The organism is Arthrobacter sp. (assembly GCF_030540645.1).
Classification (GTDB): domain Bacteria; phylum Actinomycetota; class Actinomycetes; order Actinomycetales; family Micrococcaceae; genus Specibacter.
This window is the reverse complement of sequence record NZ_JAUNVV010000042.1, coordinates 1-19,186: the sequence shown is the minus strand read 5'-3', so window position 1 is coordinate 19,186 and position 19,186 is coordinate 1. Positions and strand designations below refer to the sequence as shown.

Annotated in this window: 20 protein-coding genes, 3 tRNA genes and 1 pseudogene; 7 read left to right on the top strand and 17 right to left on the bottom strand. The window is 60.8% G+C overall.

Annotated features, from left to right (window positions below; genetic code table 11):
• Positions 1 to 28 precede the first annotated feature (28 nt).
• The 14 genes and pseudogenes from Q4P21_RS09530 to Q4P21_RS09465 all read right to left on the bottom strand — a co-directional run bounded on the left by Q4P21_RS09530 (position 29) and on the right by Q4P21_RS09465 (position 7,825).
• Positions 29 to 304 (bottom strand): hypothetical protein, encoded by a 276-nt coding sequence (locus Q4P21_RS09530; RefSeq protein WP_303388538.1) that lies wholly within the window; start codon positions 302 to 304, stop codon positions 29 to 31.
• Positions 305 to 307: 3 nt separating this feature from the next.
• Positions 308 to 1,198 (bottom strand): carbohydrate ABC transporter permease, encoded by an 891-nt coding sequence (locus Q4P21_RS09525; protein ID WP_303388537.1) that lies wholly within the window; start codon positions 1,196 to 1,198, stop codon positions 308 to 310.
• Complete coding sequence (locus Q4P21_RS09520) at positions 1,195 to 2,214, bottom strand: carbohydrate ABC transporter permease (RefSeq protein WP_303388536.1); 1,020 nt, start codon at positions 2,212 to 2,214, stop codon at positions 1,195 to 1,197. The genes Q4P21_RS09525 and Q4P21_RS09520 overlap by 4 nt, the downstream gene beginning before the upstream one ends.
• 223 nt (positions 2,215 to 2,437) lie before the next feature.
• Positions 2,438 to 3,730, bottom strand: coding sequence for an ABC transporter substrate-binding protein (locus tag Q4P21_RS09515; RefSeq protein ID WP_303388535.1), 1,293 nt, complete (start codon positions 3,728 to 3,730; stop codon positions 2,438 to 2,440).
• A 315-nt stretch (positions 3,731 to 4,045) separates the two neighbouring features.
• Positions 4,046 to 4,285, bottom strand: coding sequence for a hypothetical protein (locus Q4P21_RS09510; protein ID WP_303388534.1), 240 nt, complete (start codon positions 4,283 to 4,285; stop codon positions 4,046 to 4,048).
• Positions 4,286 to 4,350: 65 nt separating this feature from the next.
• Positions 4,351 to 4,971: a hypothetical protein gene (locus Q4P21_RS09505; protein ID WP_303388533.1), complete on the bottom strand. Its 621-nt coding sequence runs from the start codon at positions 4,969 to 4,971 to the stop codon at positions 4,351 to 4,353.
• A complete protein-coding gene (locus Q4P21_RS09500; protein ID WP_303388532.1) occupies positions 4,968 to 5,543 on the bottom strand; it encodes a DUF6286 domain-containing protein in 576 nt (191 codons plus the stop codon). The genes Q4P21_RS09505 and Q4P21_RS09500 overlap by 4 nt, the downstream gene beginning before the upstream one ends.
• Positions 5,540 to 5,914 (bottom strand): hypothetical protein, encoded by a 375-nt coding sequence (locus tag Q4P21_RS09495; RefSeq protein WP_303388549.1) that lies wholly within the window; start codon positions 5,912 to 5,914, stop codon positions 5,540 to 5,542. The genes Q4P21_RS09500 and Q4P21_RS09495 overlap by 4 nt, the downstream gene beginning before the upstream one ends.
• A gap of 59 nt (positions 5,915 to 5,973) precedes the next feature.
• Positions 5,974 to 6,165 carry a hypothetical protein gene (locus Q4P21_RS09490; RefSeq protein WP_207343440.1) on the bottom strand — a complete coding sequence of 64 codons (192 nt, stop codon included), beginning with the start codon at positions 6,163 to 6,165 and terminating at the stop codon, positions 5,974 to 5,976.
• A gap of 164 nt (positions 6,166 to 6,329) precedes the next feature.
• A pseudogene (locus Q4P21_RS09485) lies at positions 6,330 to 6,719 on the bottom strand (Asp23/Gls24 family envelope stress response protein); the annotation flags it as partial.
• A gap of 95 nt (positions 6,720 to 6,814) precedes the next feature.
• On the bottom strand, positions 6,815 to 7,303 hold the full coding sequence (locus tag Q4P21_RS09480; protein WP_303388531.1) for a hypothetical protein: 489 nt from the start codon (positions 7,301 to 7,303) through the stop codon (positions 6,815 to 6,817).
• 142 nt (positions 7,304 to 7,445) lie between these two features.
• Positions 7,446 to 7,518: transfer RNA gene (locus Q4P21_RS09475), tRNA-Phe, on the bottom strand.
• A gap of 60 nt (positions 7,519 to 7,578) precedes the next feature.
• Positions 7,579 to 7,652: transfer RNA gene (locus Q4P21_RS09470), tRNA-Asp, on the bottom strand.
• A 100-nt stretch (positions 7,653 to 7,752) separates the two neighbouring features.
• Positions 7,753 to 7,825: transfer RNA gene (locus Q4P21_RS09465), tRNA-Glu, on the bottom strand.
• Positions 7,826 to 7,965: 140 nt separating this feature from the next.
• On the opposite strand from Q4P21_RS09465, the gene Q4P21_RS09460 reads away from it, so the two are divergent.
• The gene (locus tag Q4P21_RS09460; protein WP_303388530.1) at positions 7,966 to 8,373 is read left to right on the top strand and encodes a metallopeptidase family protein; all 408 of its coding nucleotides are present in this window, start codon (positions 7,966 to 7,968) and stop codon (positions 8,371 to 8,373) included.
• Between the two features lie 150 nt (positions 8,374 to 8,523).
• Entirely contained in the window at positions 8,524 to 9,912 is a 1,389-nt protein-coding gene (locus Q4P21_RS09455) for a C40 family peptidase (RefSeq protein WP_303388529.1), read from the top strand.
• Between the two features lie 106 nt (positions 9,913 to 10,018).
• On the opposite strand, the gene Q4P21_RS09450 is transcribed toward Q4P21_RS09455, so the two are convergent.
• On the bottom strand, positions 10,019 to 11,023 hold the full coding sequence (locus tag Q4P21_RS09450; RefSeq protein ID WP_207343444.1) for a universal stress protein: 1,005 nt from the start codon (positions 11,021 to 11,023) through the stop codon (positions 10,019 to 10,021).
• A 216-nt stretch (positions 11,024 to 11,239) separates the two neighbouring features.
• Here Q4P21_RS09450 and Q4P21_RS09445 point away from each other — a divergent pair, with 216 nt between their 5' ends.
• From Q4P21_RS09445 to Q4P21_RS09435, 3 genes are all read left to right on the top strand, one after another.
• Positions 11,240 to 12,535 (top strand): alanine racemase, encoded by a 1,296-nt coding sequence (locus tag Q4P21_RS09445; protein WP_303388528.1) that lies wholly within the window; start codon positions 11,240 to 11,242, stop codon positions 12,533 to 12,535.
• Positions 12,532 to 13,839: a D-arabinono-1,4-lactone oxidase gene (locus Q4P21_RS09440; RefSeq protein WP_303388527.1), complete on the top strand. Its 1,308-nt coding sequence runs from the start codon at positions 12,532 to 12,534 to the stop codon at positions 13,837 to 13,839. The genes Q4P21_RS09445 and Q4P21_RS09440 overlap by 4 nt, the downstream gene beginning before the upstream one ends.
• A gap of 90 nt (positions 13,840 to 13,929) precedes the next feature.
• Entirely contained in the window at positions 13,930 to 14,508 is a 579-nt protein-coding gene (locus tag Q4P21_RS09435) for an FAD-binding protein (protein WP_303388526.1), read from the top strand.
• A gap of 46 nt (positions 14,509 to 14,554) precedes the next feature.
• On the opposite strand, the gene Q4P21_RS09430 is transcribed toward Q4P21_RS09435, so the two are convergent.
• The gene (locus Q4P21_RS09430) at positions 14,555 to 15,130 is read right to left on the bottom strand and encodes a copper resistance CopC family protein (RefSeq protein WP_303388525.1); all 576 of its coding nucleotides are present in this window, start codon (positions 15,128 to 15,130) and stop codon (positions 14,555 to 14,557) included.
• A 293-nt stretch (positions 15,131 to 15,423) separates the two neighbouring features.
• Between Q4P21_RS09430 and Q4P21_RS09425 the strand changes: the two genes are divergently transcribed.
• Both Q4P21_RS09425 and hutG read left to right on the top strand, forming a co-directional pair.
• Positions 15,424 to 16,866: an NCS2 family permease gene (locus Q4P21_RS09425; RefSeq protein ID WP_303388548.1), complete on the top strand. Its 1,443-nt coding sequence runs from the start codon at positions 15,424 to 15,426 to the stop codon at positions 16,864 to 16,866.
• A 99-nt stretch (positions 16,867 to 16,965) separates the two neighbouring features.
• A complete protein-coding gene (hutG, locus tag Q4P21_RS09420) occupies positions 16,966 to 17,919 on the top strand; it encodes a formimidoylglutamase (RefSeq protein ID WP_303388524.1) in 954 nt (317 codons plus the stop codon).
• Between the two features lie 20 nt (positions 17,920 to 17,939).
• Here hutG and Q4P21_RS09415 read toward each other — a convergent pair.
• Positions 17,940 to 19,186 (bottom strand): ABC transporter ATP-binding protein (locus tag Q4P21_RS09415; RefSeq protein WP_303388523.1); only part of this gene is annotated, 1,247 nt, incomplete at its 5' end.

Genomic DNA, 19,186 nt, shown 5'->3' with positions numbered 1-19,186 from the left:
GTCCACCAAGCCGTGCCTAAAGCTGCGCTTAGAGCGGTCGTTTACCTCGCCGCTTGGGGAGCTTGCGGCGAAGTCTGATCATTCCCCACAATCCAAGGCAGACCAGAAGCAGTCCCATGGCCCACATCAGGGCCGGCTGGCCGGTGAGTTCCAACCAGAGCGTTATCCCGAAGAGCACCACGGCCCAAAACCCAAGAAAGCCGATGATGATGTCAAAATCCTCGGCACTCTTTTGCCGAGTTGTGGGTATGTGCAGGCCATCTTGTTTCTGCTGCTTTCTATCTGCACGCTTGCTCCCTGCCATGGCCTACTTCACCGCCCCTGCGGTAAGTCCGGCCACGATCTTGCGCTGGAAGATCAAGACCAGTACCACCAGGGGAATAGTGACCACGGTGCCAGCGGCCATGACAGCTGTGTAGGGTTCCTGGTGTGGTTGGGATCCGGCAAAGCTCGCGATGGCCACCGTGACTGTCTGCGTGGCATCGTTGGACAGGATGCTGGCGATCAAGTATTCGTTCCACGCGGCGATAAATGCCAAGATCGCGGTGGTAAACACTGCCGGTGCAGCCAGTGGCATGATGACTTTACGGAAGGCTTCCCCTGCCGTACACCCGTCAATGCGGGCCGCCTCCTCCAGCTCCCAGGGCATCTCCCGGAAGAAGGATGTCAGGGTATAGACCGTCAGCGGCAGCACAAAGGAAATATTGGGAATGATGAGCGCCTGGTAGGTACCCGTCCAATTGATATTCGTGAACAGTTGGAACAACGGGGTCACAATCGCAACGCCGGGGAACATGGACGCACCCAGGACAACACCCAACACCATGAACTTGCCGCGGAAGTTGAGTCGGGCGAGTGCATAGGCGGCAAAGACACCAAACAGCAGGGCCACTGCTGTGGTGACACCGGAGATGAACAACGAGTTCAGCAGAGCCCGGTCCAGGTGGTTGCCCATCTCGGAGGAGAACGCCGTGGCGAAGTTGTCCCAGGTGACGTGCGTGAAGAACGGGGTTGGGTCGAAAGTGTAGCCCACGTCCCGGAAGGCGGTAACCACCATCCAGTAGAACGGAAGGAGACACCAAACAACAATGACAACGGCACTGATGTAGGTGCGGGAACTGGCCCACATCACCCGCCTGCGAGCCACCCCTTTCGCCGCTGCTGTGCGGGCATCGCCTGTGGCTGTTGAAGTGCTCATTTCTGCTTCCCCTTTGCTTCACCACTGGCGGATTCGACGGCGTTGGCACCCAGGAATCTAACGAAGATGAACGCCACAATGAAGATGATCAAGAACGTGATGGTGGAAAGGGCCGCGGCTGAATTGAAGCCGATCCGAATTTGGTTGACCACCAAAATCGACAGTGTGGTGGTTCCATTGGCGCCTCCTGTCATAATCGCCGGCAGGTCGTACATGCGCAGTGCATCAAGCACGCGGAACAGGATTGCGACCATCAAGGCCGGCTTCACCAAGGGCAGGGTGATCATCCGGAAGCGCTGCCACGTGGACGCACCGTCCACTTTGGCCGCTTCATAGATATCCCCGGGGATCATCTGCAGGCCTGCCAGAATAAGCAGCGCCATGAATGGCGTGGTCTTCCAGATATCGGCGATGATGATCGCTGCACGGGCCGGCCCTTCGCTGCCGGTCCATAGGATCGAGGTGTGGAACAAGGTGTTGGCGATACCGTCAAAGGCGAAAATGAAGAACCACAATTTGGCGGTGACAGCGGTGGGGATGGCCCATGGCACCAGTACCGCCGCGCGCAGCACACTGCGGCCACGGAAGGCGCGGGCCATGATCAGTGCCATCCAGAAGCCAAGGATCGTCTCAAAGAAGACTGTGATCACCGTGAAGAAGAAGGTAACCCCTGTGGCCGACCAAAACTGTGCACCCAATGTTCCCGGCGGGCAACTGACGGTGGTTCCGCCCGGTCCGGTGCATTGTTGAAAAATCCAATGAATGTAGTTGGCGAAGCCGGCAAAGCCACCCGCCACAAAGGTTCCCGTTACCGGATCCAGGCCTTCGTCCTGCTGCAGCGACATGATGATTGCATTGACCACCGGATAGGCGATCACGATCGCAAGGACCACCATTGTCGGGGTGATCAGTATTGCAGCCAGCCGCCCCTGGGTTTTCTCCTTGCGGTCCGCCCCGACCTCCTTGCTGCCGGGCGTCTTGCTACTTTTGACCGCCGGGTCTAAATGTGTCGACATGCCAGCTCCTTTCAGCACTTTCAAATTGCTGCTGTCACCCTCTGGGTGCAGCGGTCTTGCCGGTCCCAGACCTCACGGGGAAAGACCCAAAAATATAGGCTCTTGCATTCCAGCCCCACCGGTGCGTATGCCAACAGCAGATTGTTGGCATACGCACCGGGGACCGGAACTGCGTTTCACTTGCGTCCCGCTGCCACCCTATGGATGACAGCAGGACAGTGGACTACTTGGAGACAGCGGTGGAGATGGCCGCTTCCATATCAGTCAGCGCCTGGTCCACAGTTTTGCTGCCCTGCAGGGCGGCAAAGCTGTTTTGCTGGATCGCTTGGGTCACTGCGGGATAGAACGGCGTCACCGGGCGCGGAACGGCGTTCTCGATGGATGTCTTCAAAACAGGCAGGTACGGCAGCTGCTTAACAAGCTCGGCATCGTCGTACAGATCGCCGAGGACAGGCGCCAGGGATCCCTGGGTGGCGAAGAACTTCTGCGATTCCGGACTTGTCATGAACGTAAGGAAGTCCTTTGCCGTTGCCTTGTTCTTGGAGTACACGCTCACACCCATGTTGTGCCCGCCCAAGCTTGAAGCACCGGGGCCGTCCTTGCCGGGAAGCGGGGCAATCCCGAACGTGTCCTTAACCGTGGAGGAACCATCCGTCTTGGCCAGGTTGTAGACGTAGGGCCAGTTGCGCAGGAACAAGAGCTTCCCAGCTTCGAAGGACTGCCGTCCCTGCTCTTCCTGATAGGTCAGTGCCTGCTTGGGGATGTTCCCGTTTTCGTAGGCAGTGACGAGGTTTCCAAGCCCAACCTTGGCATCCGCCGAGTTGACGGTGGGCTTGCCGTCCTTGCCGATGATCTCCCCGCCCTGGGTGTTGATGGCCTCGGCAACGTTGACAGTCAACCCCTCATATTGGGCGAACTGTCCGGCATAGCAGTCAATGCCGTTGTCCTTGGCGATGGGGCACATACCCATCATTTCGTCCCAGGTCTTCGGAGGAGTGGGGACCAGATCCTTGCGGTAGTACAAGATGCCGCCGTCGGAGGTCTGCGGGAGTGTGTACAGCACTTCGTTATACGTTCCGGTCTTCACAGTTGCCGGCAGCATGCCCTCTGTGGAAACTGCCATCGTGTCCTTCAACGGCTGCAGCCAGCCCCTGGCAGCAAATTCAGCTGTCCAGATGACATCCACGCTGGCCACGTCGTAGTCTACGTTCTTGGCTTGAAAGTTTTTCACCAGGTCATCGTGCTGCTGGTCGGCGTTGTCGGACTGTTCCTTGAACGTCACCTTCTCATCCGGGTGGGCCGCATTCCACTTCTCGAGCAGTGGACGGACAACGTTGGAGTTATCCTTTCCCTGCACGTACGTGATGGGGCCGCGACCGTCGAGGTTCGCCCCTGCGTCACCGCCGGCATCCCCGCCCCCACCGCCGCCAGAGCCGCCACCACAGGCGGACAGTGCCATAGCGGCCGCTGCAATAGCTGCCAATGGCAAGTACATCTTTGATATCTTACGCACCATGCTCATACTCCTAAAAGTGAACGGACCCCAACATGCGGCACGCAGCTAACCAATGCGCCCCTGAGTGGTTTAGATCACACTAGTAAGAACAACCGTCATAGTGCAAGCGCTTGCATCAATTCGTTACCAAATTATTTCAACGGAAATCACCGTGACATGTTTTCACCGTGATCGGCAGGGATCTCGGTAATTCCCCTCCACGCTGCTCCACCCGGCCCAGCTTCCAGCGATTGCACCAAGGGCATAAAAAAAGTGGCAATGCCCGTATTCAGGCAACTGCCACCTTTTTTAAACCCAGTCGTGAAACCCGAGTGACTACTTCTCGTGCTTGAACATTCCGGTGATCTTGGCGCCAAGTCCCTTTGCATGCTCCATGGCGTCTTCAGCGAACTCCTTGATGTTCTCCGTAGCGTCCTCGGCGAAGTCCTTGGCCTTCTCGGCCGCATCCCCGGCGAAGTCCTTGATGTTCTCGCTGGCATCCCCGGCGAAGTCCTTGGCCTTGTCCGCGGCGTCTGCTGCGAAGTCCTTGGCCTTGTCGGCAGTGTTCTCGGTCATATTGCCCTCCATAACGAATCGATGTGGCCCTGATGCAAGTTGCCTCTCAGGGTGATGAGAAGAGACTAGCGGACTCTTTCAGCTTTCGTGAACCTTGATCGGGCCCCGGTGCCGATGCTCAGCAGCACAGGAACTTCCATCCCCAATAGTTCATCCAGCGCGCCGACCAATTCCACGACATCCACTGCCAACTCGTTCGGGGCAACCCCCTGCCGGGGGAAAACCCGTACTTTCAGACCAACCTCGTTGCGGAAGTCATAGCTCGTGGCGGAGACGCCATATAAATCTGTCCTTTCAAGCAACGCACTCTTGATCGCATTTTCAGCCACGGCGCAACTGAGCTTGACCGCACCGGCGGCCCCGTCGTCGTCAACGTTGCCGTGATAGTCCAGCAAAGTGCTGGCACGGCCCTTGCCTTGATTGGCAATCCAGGAAATCATCAAAATGACGACGACGAGGAAGAACGCAGCTGCGGCCAGCCACATCCAGCTCTGTGACGTGAGCAGCAGCCGTGACCGCTGTTCGTAGCCTTGCAACCAGGCCACCTGTGCAGATGCGTAATCCCGCCACCAGTGAGCGGCAGCAGGAACAGCCGCCACCAGGACCATGCCGATGCCGGCAATCAATAGGAGCAGGCCGATGAGGCTCAGAAGGAAACGGTTGAGCCCGCGCGGTGTACCGTTCATACCCCGATCACCCCGCTGCCAGATAGGTTTACCGTCACGACGGGCTGGGGATCCAGCGCCATGGCTTCCAGTTGACCTTCCACGGCAGCCTTGATGTCCCCCTCGGAGATTCGGATGCCGGACGTGGGCCGGATGTTTACTTGGACCACCCGTGCGGAAATTACCACAACGACTTGCTCGCGGGTAACTCCTGCTGCCATGCGTGCAGATTTGGCCAGAGCTGCGGCAATGACCTCGTCATCAACCACGATTGCGACGCGCGGATCGGCCAGCACGTGCCGTGCCCGGCGCCCGGGCAGAAGTCCGTGGCCAAGAAACACCAGGCCCACGAGCGCGGCGAACACGCCAACGGCGCCCAACAAGATGGGTGAAGACCCACCCGGCAGGCTTGCAATCCATTCAGCTGCCGACATCGGGTCGATAAGCCATGCTGGCTCTCCCACGGCGGCCAGGGCCATCTCCAGCAGACCGTAAACAGCGAGCAAGGTAATTACAATGGCTGCAAATGCCGACAGACCGGAGCGCGCCGAGTGTGTTTCCCGCCGTACCGCATACCGCATGAAGGCACTCACAGGACCCTCCCACCCTCTCGCACAAGCAATCCAGAGATCCGTACGTCAACCCGGCTCAGCTGCGATCCGGTCAAGCCTTCAACCCGGGTCAAAATCCTGGCCTTCGCGGCCGTGGCTCGGCTCAAAATGCTGCCGCCGCTCTGAGCAATGCGGTCAGGATTCCGGCAGACCTCACTCAAGGAGGGTGCGCCCATCGGTGCGGAGACTGACAGGGCCAGCGCTCCGGCGTCATCGGACCAACTCACGCGGACTTGCGTGGGCGGCACCAAGAGGACTTCCGCCGCCGCAACTTTTGCCACGGAAGTCAGAGCCTGTGCGCTGATCCGGTTGTGCCCGGCAAAGATCCGTGACACCGCCCCCTGCCCGCCGATCGTCTCCGACTTGTGCACAGTGTTTCCATTCACGGCGGTTTCACTTGCCGGCGCTTGGCTCACGATGAGGAGCGCCGGCCGGTCAGGGCGTCAATGGCACCGCGCCAATCGAGCTTTCCGCTGGCAGCCCGGCCCACGAAAGCTCCAACAGCAATGAAGATGATGGAGACCACGAACCCCCAAAAACCAAAGGCAAAGGCCATAAAGGCCAAAAACGCCCCAAATGCTGCACACACCACACTCAAATTCACGGCTTCCTCCCTGCATCGTTTGGATCGTTGCTGAGGATGTCGGTTGCGACCACAGTTGGTGCAACCCCGGTAACCCGCGTCGTGTCAGTGACGCCCTGTTTACCGGAAACACCCGTTCGATCACTGAGCCGACTGCGTCCTGCAGGCTTCTCCGCGTCAAGGGACGGGATATGGACATCGGTAATTTCAATGTTCACTTCAATGACGTGACGGCCGACCAATTCCTCCACCGCCTGATAGACGGCCCGGCGCACTGTGTCCGCCAAGGTTTGCAGCGGGTACCCGTACTTGGCCAACAGGACAATGTCCACGGCCACTTGTGATTCCCCCACTTCAACACGCACACCCTGGGTGAGGTCAGCGGCGCCTACCACCTCGCGGATGGCACCGATGGACCGCGACGCCCCTGATCCCAAGGCGTGGACTCCGGCAACGCTGCGGGCAGCGATGGCCACCACCTTGGCGACAGCCGTGTCAGCGATGACTGTTCGCCCTTGGTTGTTCTCCACATCAAGGATGGTCGGGTCCTGTGAAGCTTGATTGTGCGAGTCCATGGGCGGCCCTTTCTGTTTCTCTTACGGTAAGCCTATGCACGGCAAAGTTGCAGGGCAACGTGGCCGATCACCCAAGGAGTGATTGCCGCGCCTGGCTACTTTCCTTGGCAGTTCTTTTCCAACCATGCGCTGACGGGTTCCATGGCTTTCCGGAATTTCTCATCGTCCAGGCTCTTGGCGCCTGGCCCGCTCTCATCGAGAACCTTGAGGAGTTGCTCCAGGTCTCCCTTGACTTCGCTGGGAACCTTGGCCACGGCTTCTCGAACCAATTTTTGCAATTCCGGGAGGGAGTCCTTCGCTCCTCCCACCTTGCTCAAAAGCACCAGTCCGCTTCCACCCACCACCACGGCCGTCACGCTCAGGCAGGTTTCAACGTTCCCACCGAGGCCAGCCAAGTTCGTGGGCAGGATGAGTTCTTCCGACTTTGCACCGCCATCCCGTTGACCAGTGTCTGAATTTTGCCCGGAGTCCCCGCCCGAGTTTCCAAAATCAGGGACCAGCGAACAGGCCGAGACCCCCAGCGCGGCAATCAGGGCGATCGACAACAACAGAACCAGCCGCCGAACACTTCGCAGCACGCCCATGGGAACCCTCCATATGGAACTTGAAACCGTGAACCATTGAGCCATCATTGTGGCACATATCACACTGGAAACCATCGGGAATCTACTGGATGTGAACGTTAAAGCAAGAAACCCCCGAATGAATTCGGGGGTTTCTCTAAGGTGGCTCCGACCGGCGTCGATCCGGTGACCTTTCGATTTTCAGTCGAACGCTCTACCAACTGAGCTACAGAGCCTTGGTGATCTGAAAATCTTTTCGTCACCAGATTCCCTTGAACCAACCAAGAAAACCAAAGCGACCCTGACGGGACTCGAACCCGCGACCTCCGCCGTGACAGGGCGGCGCGCTAACCAACTGCGCTACAGGGCCATACTTACTACTGTTTTGTTGCTATCAGCACTCTCGTGTGATTTTCACGAGTTATAGCGTACCAGCAATTTTTTGCCTGGTTTACCACTCACTCGCAAAGTACCCCCAACGGGATTCGAACCCGTGCCGCCGCCGTGAAAGGGCGGTGTCCTAGGCCGCTAGACGATGGGGGCCTAAGTCAGCTTCAAAGCCTCTGCATTGTTTCCAGTGCATCGGTCCGAAGTGGACTTGAAAAACTATAGGGCTTATTTGCCCAGAACACAAAACGGGCTTCCCTGCACCGCATTACCGGATTGCTGATTAGGCTGGGGGCATGCACGCGAACCCACTGGCCGGCATCCCTTCTTTTGGCCCTTTCGCCATGGATGAGCAGGAGTTTGATGCTGCCGTGCAGGCTGCCATTGCCAGGATCCCCGCCAGCATCCGCGCGGAAATGGACAACGTGGCGATCTTCGTTGCGGAAGCCTACGAACCCGGCCCGCACGAGGACCCGGACACCGTGCTGCTGGGCCTCTATGAGGGAACTCCGCTGACTGAGCGAAGCAGTTGGTGGGACTCCGGCTCCCTGCCTGACCGCATCACCATTTTCCGCCGACCCATTCTGGAAATCTGCAGCAGCCACGAGCAGGTCATCCATGAAATCACCGTGACGGTTGTGCACGAGATTGCCCACCACTTTGGCATCAGCGACGAACGCCTGCATGAACTGGGTTGGGGATAAATGACATCAATGTGGTTCATGATGCTCCAGTTGCCCATGTTGCCAAAGACTTCCCACTGGCCTTAGGGTCAGAGGAACTGTGCAATTGTGCTGGGCCATTTCACGCGCCAGCAGCACTCGATTCCCCCCGACCTGCAGTAAGGCAACTGGATGACCATGCGTTTCATGCTCCGCGGCACAACAGCCCTGGCCTGTGCCACCTTGGCATCTACCGCATTCCTCACCCCCGCCACCGCAGCGCCTGCACAATTCCCGGCCCTTGCCCCCGCTTCCCTAAGCACGGCTTTCTTAAGCACGACGGCGGCGCAACAGTTCGCGCTGCGTCCGTTCAGTCCCGCGATTCCCAGCCAGGCCAATGACAAGCTTGCAGCCTCAACAGTGGCAGCCATGGGCGCCAACAGTGCCTACACCGCAGCCCTTGTGACCGTTGACGAGCGAGAAGCCGAGGCTGCAACAGCCCAAGCGAAAGCGAACGAAGCTGAGGGTGTGCAGAAAAGCGCCAAAGCCCAACTGGGGAAACTGGCTGGCAGCCTGTACAAGAATGGCGGGCTGGACCTGAGCGTACAGAGCTTCCTCACCAGCTCTGATGCCGACGACGCCATCTACCAGGCGAGCACCCTCATGGCCTTGAGCACTAATCGGGCCCACACTTTTGACACCGCCGAAGCCGCAGCAGCCACCTTGGATGCACTCGGCGCGCAGGCCCTGGCGGCGCGCAACGCAGCAAACGAGGCGGCAACCGCAGCCGAGGCCTCGCACGCCCATGCGCAGTCAGCTGCAGACGCCCAGGTCGCCGTCGTCGCCGAGAACAAGGCTCAACGAGATAGTCTGCTCCAAAGGCTGGCAGCGCTGCACAACACAACGGTGGCACTGGAAGGTGCCCGGGTGGACGAGTTGGCCCGCAAAGCACAGGAAACTGCGTTGCAGCAGCAAATTGCAGCTTCCAGAAACGCCTCCGTGCCCACCCCGCCGAACACTTCCCCCAAGCCGCCCGTACCCTTGACCCCAGCCGGGGTGGTTCAGCCCCTCAACCCGGCTTTGCCACCTGCGGCACCGGCACCCTTGCCTCCCGCGCCGAAGCCGCTGCCAGCCGTGGTCCCGCCGCCCGCACCGCCGGTGGTGATCCCACCGGTTGCCCCGCCTGCACCAGTAGCTCCACCGACCGGTTCCTACACCCAGGTCATGGTCAACTACGCCATGTCCAAGGTCGGAGGCCCCTACCAGTGGGGTGGCAACGGCCCGGTCGCGTTTGACTGTTCAGGTCTGGTCCAGCAGGCCTTTGCCGCCGCGGGGAAGTCAGTGCCGCGCCAAGGCAGCGACCAGTTCTGGGCTGCACCGGTGCGGGTGCCGCTGTCACAAATGCAGTATGGCGACCTGCTGGTCTTTGACGGCGACGGCAACGGCCGTTTCGGCCATATCGCCATCTATATTGGCAACAACCAAGTGGTCCAGGCACTGAATCCCTCGCAGCCCATCGGCGTCACCCCGTTGTCGTGGATGTCCACCATGAGTTTGTACCCCTACGCGGCAAGGTACTGAGCGTAAAGTTCTGCGCGTACAAGTAATGCGGGGCAGCCAGCTGATGCCGACTGCCCCGCATTGCTTGTCCAAAGAACGCGATATTCGAATGTAGGCGCTGCCTAAGCTAGACGTTCAGCAGTGGCCCAAAGGCGGAGCGGTCACCTTGTCGAGGATCTTCGCGGTCGCGCACCACCATGATGGGGCCTTTCGCGTGGTGGCGGACGCCTTCAGTGGTGGAGCCGAGCAACATGCCGGCAAACCCGCCGCGCCCACGGGTACCCATGACCACGAGTTCGCTGGTCTTGGTGGCAGCAACAAGGGTTTCCACCGCTGATCCTTCAACGAGGCTGATCTCAATGGGCAGCTTGGGGAAGTGCTTGCGCAACCAGCTCTCACCGGCGTCGAGCTGTTCCTGGATCTCGGCAAACAGCGCCTCACGGTCAACGGGTGCCGGCATCCAAGCCAAGGACCCGGTGTATGGCTGCACGGCGCAGATGATGCGCAGCGCACTGCCGGAACGTTCAGCCTGCTCCGCAGCCACAAGCACTGCGTACCGGGCCTGGTCCGAACCGTCGACACCCACCGTGACCACGTTTTCGAGTTTTGCTTGAGCCGCTTCACCCTCTGGCCCGTCGGACATGCGTGGCGCGCAGCTCAATGGCACCGTCACGGTAGGGCATTTGGAGTGGGCGGGCAATGCTGAGCTGACGCTCCCCAGCAGGCGGCCGATGAACCCGCCCCTGCCACGCGAGCCAAACACCAGCAGTTCCGCGGTTTCGCTCAATTCCAGCAGCACCCCGGCCGCGTCCCCGTTTTCAACCCTTGCGTCCATCTCGATATCAAGGTGGGCTACTTTTGCGGCTCCTTCGCGCAGGATGGCTTCGGCACCTTGGCGGATGACGTCGTCGTCCACGGTGGCATAGCCGCCGTCGAGCCCCGAAGCGGCAAAAATAGGCACGGTATAGGCGGTCACTAGATGAAGTGGAGATTTGCGTAACTTCGCTTCGCGAGCGGCCCAAATCAATGCGCAGGTGCTCTGCTCCGAGCCATCGATGCCGACCACAATTCCGGTGGGGCTGGGGACTGCACCGGGCGTTGCGGCCTGGGGTGTTTCCTCTGGGCTGCTCATGCTGCGCCTCCTGTTTCGCGTGTGCCCGAGGGTGGGTAAACGCCGTGGCAACTTCCCCTCGCGGCCTGTACTTGTGACTATTGCGGGTTCGGCTGGGCGCGTCAAGTTGCCTCGCTGGACTGGGCAAAAAACTCGCCCCACGTCTCCGGCCCCAAGTTTCCCAGACATGTGACAGAGTGGGGGCCATGAACACCTTTTGCACTGCGGGAGGCAACATTGGAACTGCTTGATTCTGCTGTGGAGCGGGGCCGCAGCGGTAGCCAATCCCCTGCAGCTGACTGGCAGGGCGCGGACGCTGCCTGCGCCGGACTCGCCACACCGCTGGCGGTCCTGGACCTCCGAGCCTTGTCCTTCAATGCAGGCTCGTTGTTGCGCCGCGCAGCCGGCAAACCTGTCCGGGTGGCCAGCAAATCGATCCGCAGCAAAGAAGTCCTGCGCGCGGTTTTGAACCAGCCAGGATTTGCAGGCATTTTGGGATTCACGCTGCCGGAAGCACTATGGCTTGCCAGCGACCCATCTGGGATATTCACCGACATCGTGGTTGCCTATCCCACCGCCGACGAGCACGCGATGCGCGCATTGGCCACCGACCCTGCAGCATGTTCACGCATCACGTTGATGGTGGATTCCACCGAGCAGTTGGAATGGATGTCCGCCGTTTTGGCAAGCGTGGCTCAGGTCGCTCCCATCCGGCTCTGCCTTGACCTTGACTCTTCGTGGCGGCCGTCAGTGCGCGGACGGACAGTAGGCCACATTGGTGTTTACCGCTCCCCTGTCCACACCGGGGCAGACGCAGTCGCCCTGGCCCTGGCGGTCAGCGGCTGGAAGAACGGCGCAGGGCAACTGTTCACGCTGGTCGGAATCATGGCCTACGAAGCCCAGGTGGCCGGCCTACAGGACTCCCCACACACCGCAAACAAGGTCACTGACCTGGCCAAGTCCGTTGTCCTGCAGCAAATGCAACGGGCTTCGATGGCGGAGATCACCCACCGCAGGGCCGACGTTGTTGCGGCAGTGCGGAACATCGCAGACCTTGAGTTTGTCAACGGCGGTGGAACTGGGAGCCTTGAGCTCACGACCACCGACCCTTCCGTGACGGAGCTAGCGGCTGGCTCCGGCTTGTTCGGCCCCACACTTTTCGACGGTTATTCACGCTTCACCCCGGCCCACGCCGTCGGCTTTGCTGTGCCCGTGGTCCGTCGCCCTGCCCCTGGGATTGTCACGGTGATGGGTGGCGGCTGGATTGCCTCCGGCCCCGCTGGCGCAGACCGCTCCCCCGTTCCTGTGCACCCGGCGGGGCTTTCCCTGATTGGCACGGAGGGCGCGGGCGAGGTGCAGAGCCCGTTGCGCGGCACCGTCGCCGATCAGCTGTGCATCGGCGACAAGGTGTGGTTCAGGCATGCGAAGTCCGGTGAGATTTGTGAGCATGTGGATGCCCTTGAAGTGCTCGACGGCGGCCTAAGGGTAGGCAGGGCACTCACGTACCGCGGGGAAGGCAAGGCCTTTGCATGAATGAGTGGCGCAATTGGGCCGGGGACCAGCGGTGCCAGCCCAGTGCCGTGGCCCGTCCAAACACGGTGGCTGAAATATCGGTGCTGGCTGCCTCGACAGCAGCATCCGGGGGTACGCTCAAGGCCGTCGGAGCTGGTCATAGTTTCACCGACATCGCCCTGACAAACGGTGTTCAGGTGTGTCTTGACGGGCTCACCGGGCTGCTCAAGGTTGATCGCACAGCCAAGCGCGCCACGTTCGCCGGCGGCACGCGTCTGTATGAAATTCCAGCTTTGTTGGCACCCTACGGTTTGGCCATGGAAAATCTTGGCGACGTTGACAAGCAGTCCATAGCAGGTGCCATCTCCACCGGAACGCACGGCACGGGGCTGAAGTTTGGTGGCATCGCTGCCCAGGTTCAAGCCTTGACATTGGTGGACGGAAGCGGCGAGGTGGTGCACTGTTCGGCGACGGAGAATGCCGAAATCTTCGCTGTTGCCAGAGTGGGGCTGGGCGCCTTGGGCATTATCACCTCCGTCACCTTGCAATGCGTGGACGCCTTCATGCTGCATGCGGTGGAACAGCCGGAGCCCTTGGCGGCCGTAGTGGACTCCTGGCAGCAGCGGATCAGTGACCACGACCACTTTGAGTTTTACTGGTTCCCGCACACCGATCTGGCGCTGACGAAAACAAACACTCGATACGCCGTCGGCACCCTGCCTGAAGGCATCGCCCCACTCTCAACGGCTGCGCACCTCTTCGATGACGTGCTGGTTTCCAATGCCTTGTTCTCCGCACTGTGCAACGTCACGGGCAAGGTGCCGGCCAGTATTTCCCAGGTGAACAAAGTGGCGTCCAAGCTGACCGGCAACCGTGAGTTTGGCGATAAGTCCCACAAGGTCTTCGCCACCTCGCGCAGCGTGCGCTTCCGGGAAATGGAGTATGCGCTGCCGGTCGAGGCCATTCCAGCGGCGTTGGGCGAACTCGCCGCCATGATCACCCGTCGTGGACTACAGATTTCCTTCCCGGTGGAGGTCCGCAGCGCAGCAGCAGACACCATGGCTCTTTCCACCGCCAACGGACGTCAAAGTGGATACATCGCCATTCACCAACACATCAAAACAGCACCCTTTGAATACTTCAGGGCAGCCGAGGAAATCTTCCGTTCCCATGCGGGCCGTCCGCATTGGGGAAAGTGGCATTTTCTCCAATCGAAGGACTTTTCCGCACTCTATCCAGACCTTGAAAAGTTCTGTAAGGTTCGAGATGTTCTCGATACCAAACGGATCTTCAGCAATGCCTATTTGGATCGGGTCCTTCCCTAAATCGCATTACAGAAACGCGCTTCACGCATCAGTCTTGCTCCCGGCTGTTGCGCCTCAAGAGTTCTCCTACCGTTCGAGGAGGCATTTGCCATGACCGCTGAACAAACCACCACCCTAGTGATTGGTTCGGGCTTCTCTGCCCTGGCCATGGCCGCGGAACTCGACCAGCAGGGCATCCGGGCCATCGTGGTGGATGGCTCCCGCCCCATGAAACAGCACCACACCATGGGTCCTACCACGGGCGGCATCAGCTTGGCGGAACTCAGCGAACGCAGCGAGATTGTGCGCCTGCTTGAACACTATGCGCGCCGCCACGAGCTTGACCTGCGACCGGAAACCCGAGCCCTCGAGCTGACCTGCACCCATCAACCTGCGCCCATGGCAAACCGTTGGCAGGTGCAAACGGCTTCTGGAATCCTGTGCGCCCACAGCGTTGTCTTTACGCGCAGCGCGCTCAGCCAGCTCCGCCGTGTGCTGCTCGGCGTGGGCGTCACGACCGCCGCTGATGTGCGTGCCGGCATGAACGCGTTGGGCCTGTATCTGGTGGGGGTCGGCGACCTTGCGCTTCCCACCACCCAGGAAATCCTGCATCAGGCACGGCGGGCAGGTCAGTCGATCTCGGCCCGTCTCGCGGCCAGCGAACTGGGTACCGTGCCTACCCTGGCTTAATGCAGTCGAGATGCGGGTCCACCGATTGGCGCTGGCGCAGACTGTTTTAGTCTTCCTTGCTCAAGCGGCGCCGGGCCAACACGACCAAGGCCACCACAATGCCGAGCAGGACCACCACCATGCCAACGATGGCCCATGGCGCTGTATCGCTGTTCTGCGAAACCTCCGGGGTGCTCTGCGGTGGTGGTGAAACTGAATTTTCCGGCCCGACCACCACTGCCTGTCCAGCTGTTGCCGTGGAAGCCGCCGTGGCGGTAAAGGCGAACTCGCCCTCAATGGGGTGTGAGTCGGAAGAGACCAGCCGCCATTTCACCGTGTATTTTCCGGCGGGCGCACCTGCACGCACATGCTGCGTTGCCACCTTGTCCAAGACGTCCACACTCCCGCTGGCCCAGTTGGTGCCGGCTGCGTCAAGAACCTGAACTTCCGAGCCGATCACGGCCGGGGTGTTCGTCAAGCTGATCTGAACCTCAGCCGGCAAGCTCCCCACCGTTGACCCGTCGGCCGGGGAAGTGCCGGTGACAGCGTCATGGGCCAAAGCCCCGCCTGCGGAACCGAACAACAGCAGCATGAGTGCCATGATGGCCACAAAAGAACGCCGCACCAGCTTATGAAGTGTCATGTTCGTCTCATCCGGCTGATGGTTTGCGGGACTCTTCACAGCGTAAATTCCTTTGATAGACGGATCAGGCGCTCCTCACCGTATCTCAAAATCATGGGAATTTCCGGAGAATCGCGGCATTTGGGTGGACAACAGAACCTCCTTAAGTCCCACCGTCGAGCTTGGCTGAGCCCGAATATCACGCCGCGCATTAAAAAGTGGCGGCGCGCAGATAACCGCTAGGATTTCCTCGGATCACCAAAACCCACCCACTACGCCCGAAGGGCAATTACATGACTACCACGGCTACCAAAATGGGCCTTCGCCTGTCAGCGGTCGACAGATACTTCATGCTCACTGAGCGTGGCTCAACCTATTCACGCGAGATCCGCGGCGGCTTCGCCACGTTCTTCGCAATGAGCTACATCGTGGTGCTGAACCCGCTGATCCTCGGCGGAGCTGATTCGGCCGGCGGCGAGCTCGGCATAGAACGCGTGGCCGCTGTGACCGCATTTGTGGCTGGCATTTTGACGATCATCATGGGTGCCTGGGCCAAACACCCCTTCGCCCTAGCTGCCGGGCTGGGCGTCAACGCGTTTGTGGCCGTCACGGTCGCCACGAACCCTGGCCTGACCTGGCCGGATGTCATGGGTCTGGTGGTCCTCTCCGGCATCACCATGTTCATTTTGGTGCTCACGGGCTTCCGCACGGCGGTATTCAAGGCCGTCCCTGAAGGCCTGAAAACTGCGATCGTGGTGGGCATCGGTATGTTCATTGCCCTCATTGGCCTTGTCAACGCCGGCTTTGTGCGCCGTATCCCGGACGTTGCAGGCACCACCGTACCGGTGGGCCTGGGCTTCGACGGCAAGCTCATGGGCTGGCCCACCGTGGTGTTTATTGTTGGCTTGATTCTCACCATCGGTTTGGTGGTCCGCAAGGTCAAGGGCGCGATCCTGATCGGCATTGTCGTCTCCACCGTGTTGGCCAACATCCTTGAACTGACCCTGCACATTGGTCCTTCCTTTGACGGCACCACCAGCAACCCGCAGGGCTGGTCCCTGGTGTCCCCGCAGCTCACCCAGTGGTCGCTGCCTGACTTGTCCTTGATTGGCCAGGTCAATATTTTTGGTGCATTTGGCAAAATCGGTGCGTTGGCAGCTGTGCTGCTGGCCTTTGTGATCCTGCTGAGCATCTTCTTCGACGCCATGGGCACCATGGTGGGTTTGGCCGCAGAGGCCGGTTCACTGCGCGAGGACGGCACCATTCCCGACGTCGACAAAGTCCTTCTGGTGGACGCCTTCGGGGCCATCGCCGGTGGCGGCGCATCAGGTTCATCGAACCAGATCTTCGTGGAATCCGGCGCCGGAATCGGCGAGGGTGCCCGTACAGGCATAGCGTCGATCGTGACGGGCCTGCTGCTGTTGCTGGCCATGTTCATCACCCCGCTCATCAAGCTGGTCCCGTTCGAAGCGGTCGCCCCGGCACTGGTTGTGGTCGGTTTCATGATGGTCTCCCAGGTGGGCAAGATCGACTGGTCCGACTGGGGCATTGGCATCCCCGCGTTCCTGACATTCACGCTGATGCCGTTCACGTACTCCATTGCCAACGGTCTCGGTGCCGGCTTCATCGCCTTCGTGCTCATCCGCACCTTCCAGGGCCGGGCGAAGGAAATCCATCCGCTGATGTGGGCCGTTGCCGCAGCCTTCGTGCTGTTCTTCGGCATTGGGCCCGTGGAAGCGTTGTTCGGGATCGGTTAGCCCCAGCCTTTCCTCCCCCGTCAGGTCGGGTCTGTGGTTTCAGACTGCGGCCGGCGCCAGTGGGTGGCGCTTGGGCAGCGCGTGCTGTTGGCTGGGAGCATGGACTTTTCCACCCTCGCCATTGATGCCCCTGCCACTGCCTGGACCGGACGGAACGACGGCGGGGGCCCCGCCCACCGTCGCTGGTGGCAGGCTGTTGGAACCGACACTGCTGGCACCCACGACCCGACGCTGCCTGTCCCCGCTGCACTCCTGGGTTTTCGCTCTGATGCCGGCGTGGCCCGCAACTTGGGCCGCACCGGCGCAGCCACCGGCCCTGCCGCCATTCGTTCCGCGCTGGGTTCGCTTGCCTTCCACGGCACTCGAAGCGTCACCGACGCCGGGGACGTCGTCGTAATAGGGGATGCGTTGGAAGACGGTCAGGCCCGCGCCGGAACGGCACTGACCCGAATGCTCGACGCCGGATACCTCACCATTGCGCTGGGCGGCGGCCACGAAACCGCCTATGCCAGCTACCTTGGAGTGGCCGCCACGGCCGCCGTGGCCCACGGAGCCCGCCTGGGTGTGCTGAACCTTGACGCCCACTTTGACCTGCGTGAAGCCCCTGCTCCAAGTTCCGGGACGCCGTTCCTGCAGATGGCCCATGCGGAAGCTGCCGCCGGGCGGACACTGAACTACGCCGTCGTCGGCATCAGTGAACCAAACAACACCTGCGCACTCTTCGAGACCGCGCAGGACCTGAACGTGAAGTACCTGCTGGACGAGGACTGTTCGACGGAGCATGCCGCGGCGTTCGTTTCTACCTTCCTGGAGACCGTGGACATTGTGTATCTGACGATCGACCTGGACGTGCTGCCCGCCGCCACCGCTCCGGGCGTCAGTGCACCGGCCGCCTATGGGGTGCCGCTGCCCGTGATTGCCGCCGTATGCCGCCAGGTTACTGCCAGCGGCAAGCTGTTCCACGCCGATGTAGCCGAGCTCAATCCGGCGTACGACATCGACGCCCGCACGGCGAAGGTCGCAGCCCGCCTGGTCGACACGCTTGTGCGGTAACTGTGGTGGCGCCGCTACAGTCAGCGGGCCTCCGTCGCCATCTCTTCGTCCAGGTCGCGGCCGCCTTGGAACTGCGTCATGTAGAGCTTGTAGTAAGCGCCGCGGTGAGCCAGCAACTGCTCATGGTTGCCGTGTTCAACAATGTCACCGTCTTCCATGACCAGGATGGTGTGGGCATCACGGATAGTGGAAAGCCGGTGCGCAATGACAAACGAGGTCCTATCGGTGCGCAGCGCGGCCATGGCGTGCTGGACCAGCAGCTCAGTACGGGTGTCCACCGAGGAGGTGGCCTCGTCAAGGATCAGCAGCGACGGGCTGGCGATGAATGCCCTGGCGATGGTCAGCAGCTGGCGCTCACCGGCAGACACTGTGCCGCCGTCGGCGTCGACCACCGTGTCATAGCCGTCAGGGAGTTGGCGTACAAACTTGTCCACCATGGTCGCCTTCGCGGCAGCCACGATTTCTTCATCCGTGGCGTCCAGGCGGCCGTAGCGGATGTTCTCGCGGATGGTGCCTTCAAACAGCCACGCATCCTGGAGCACCATGCCCACCTGGGACCTGACTTGTTCGCGGGAGAGCTCGCGGGTGTCCACGCCGTCGAGCAGGATCCGCCCGCCGGTCACCTCGTAGAAGCGCATGACGAGGTTGACGAGCGTTGTTTTGCCCGCGCCGGTGGGCCCCACGATAGCCACAGTCTGCCCCGGCTCCACTGTGAAGGACACGTCGCGGATCAGCGGGGTTTCCGGCGCATAGCTGAAGGACACGTTTTCAAAGCGCACGTGGCCGTCCGTCCTTGCCGGCAGCAGCTCGGAATCCTCTTCCGCATCCTGCTCGTCGGCGTCGAGAATTTCAAAGGTTCGCTCGGCAGAGGCCACTCCGGACTGGATCATGTTCGCAATGCCTGCCATCTCCCCGATCGGCTGGGAAAATTCGCGTGAGTACTGGATAAAGGCGGTGGCATCGCCGAGCGTCATCTGCCCCGTAGCCACGCGCACACCGCCGACGACGGCCACCAGCACGTAGGAAAGGTACGAGACAAATTGCATGGCCGGCATGATCATGCCGGAGACGAACTGGGCGCCAAAGGAGGCTTTGAAGAGGTGCTCGTTGCGCTCGTCGAACTCTGCCAGCATCTCCGTATCACGGCCGTAGGCGCGGACAAGTTCAAGTCCGGAAAAGGTCTCTTCCACGTGGCCGTTGAGCGATCCCGTATGCTTCCACTGCGCGGCAAAGAGTTTCTGCGAGCGCGAGCCGATCACACCGGCAA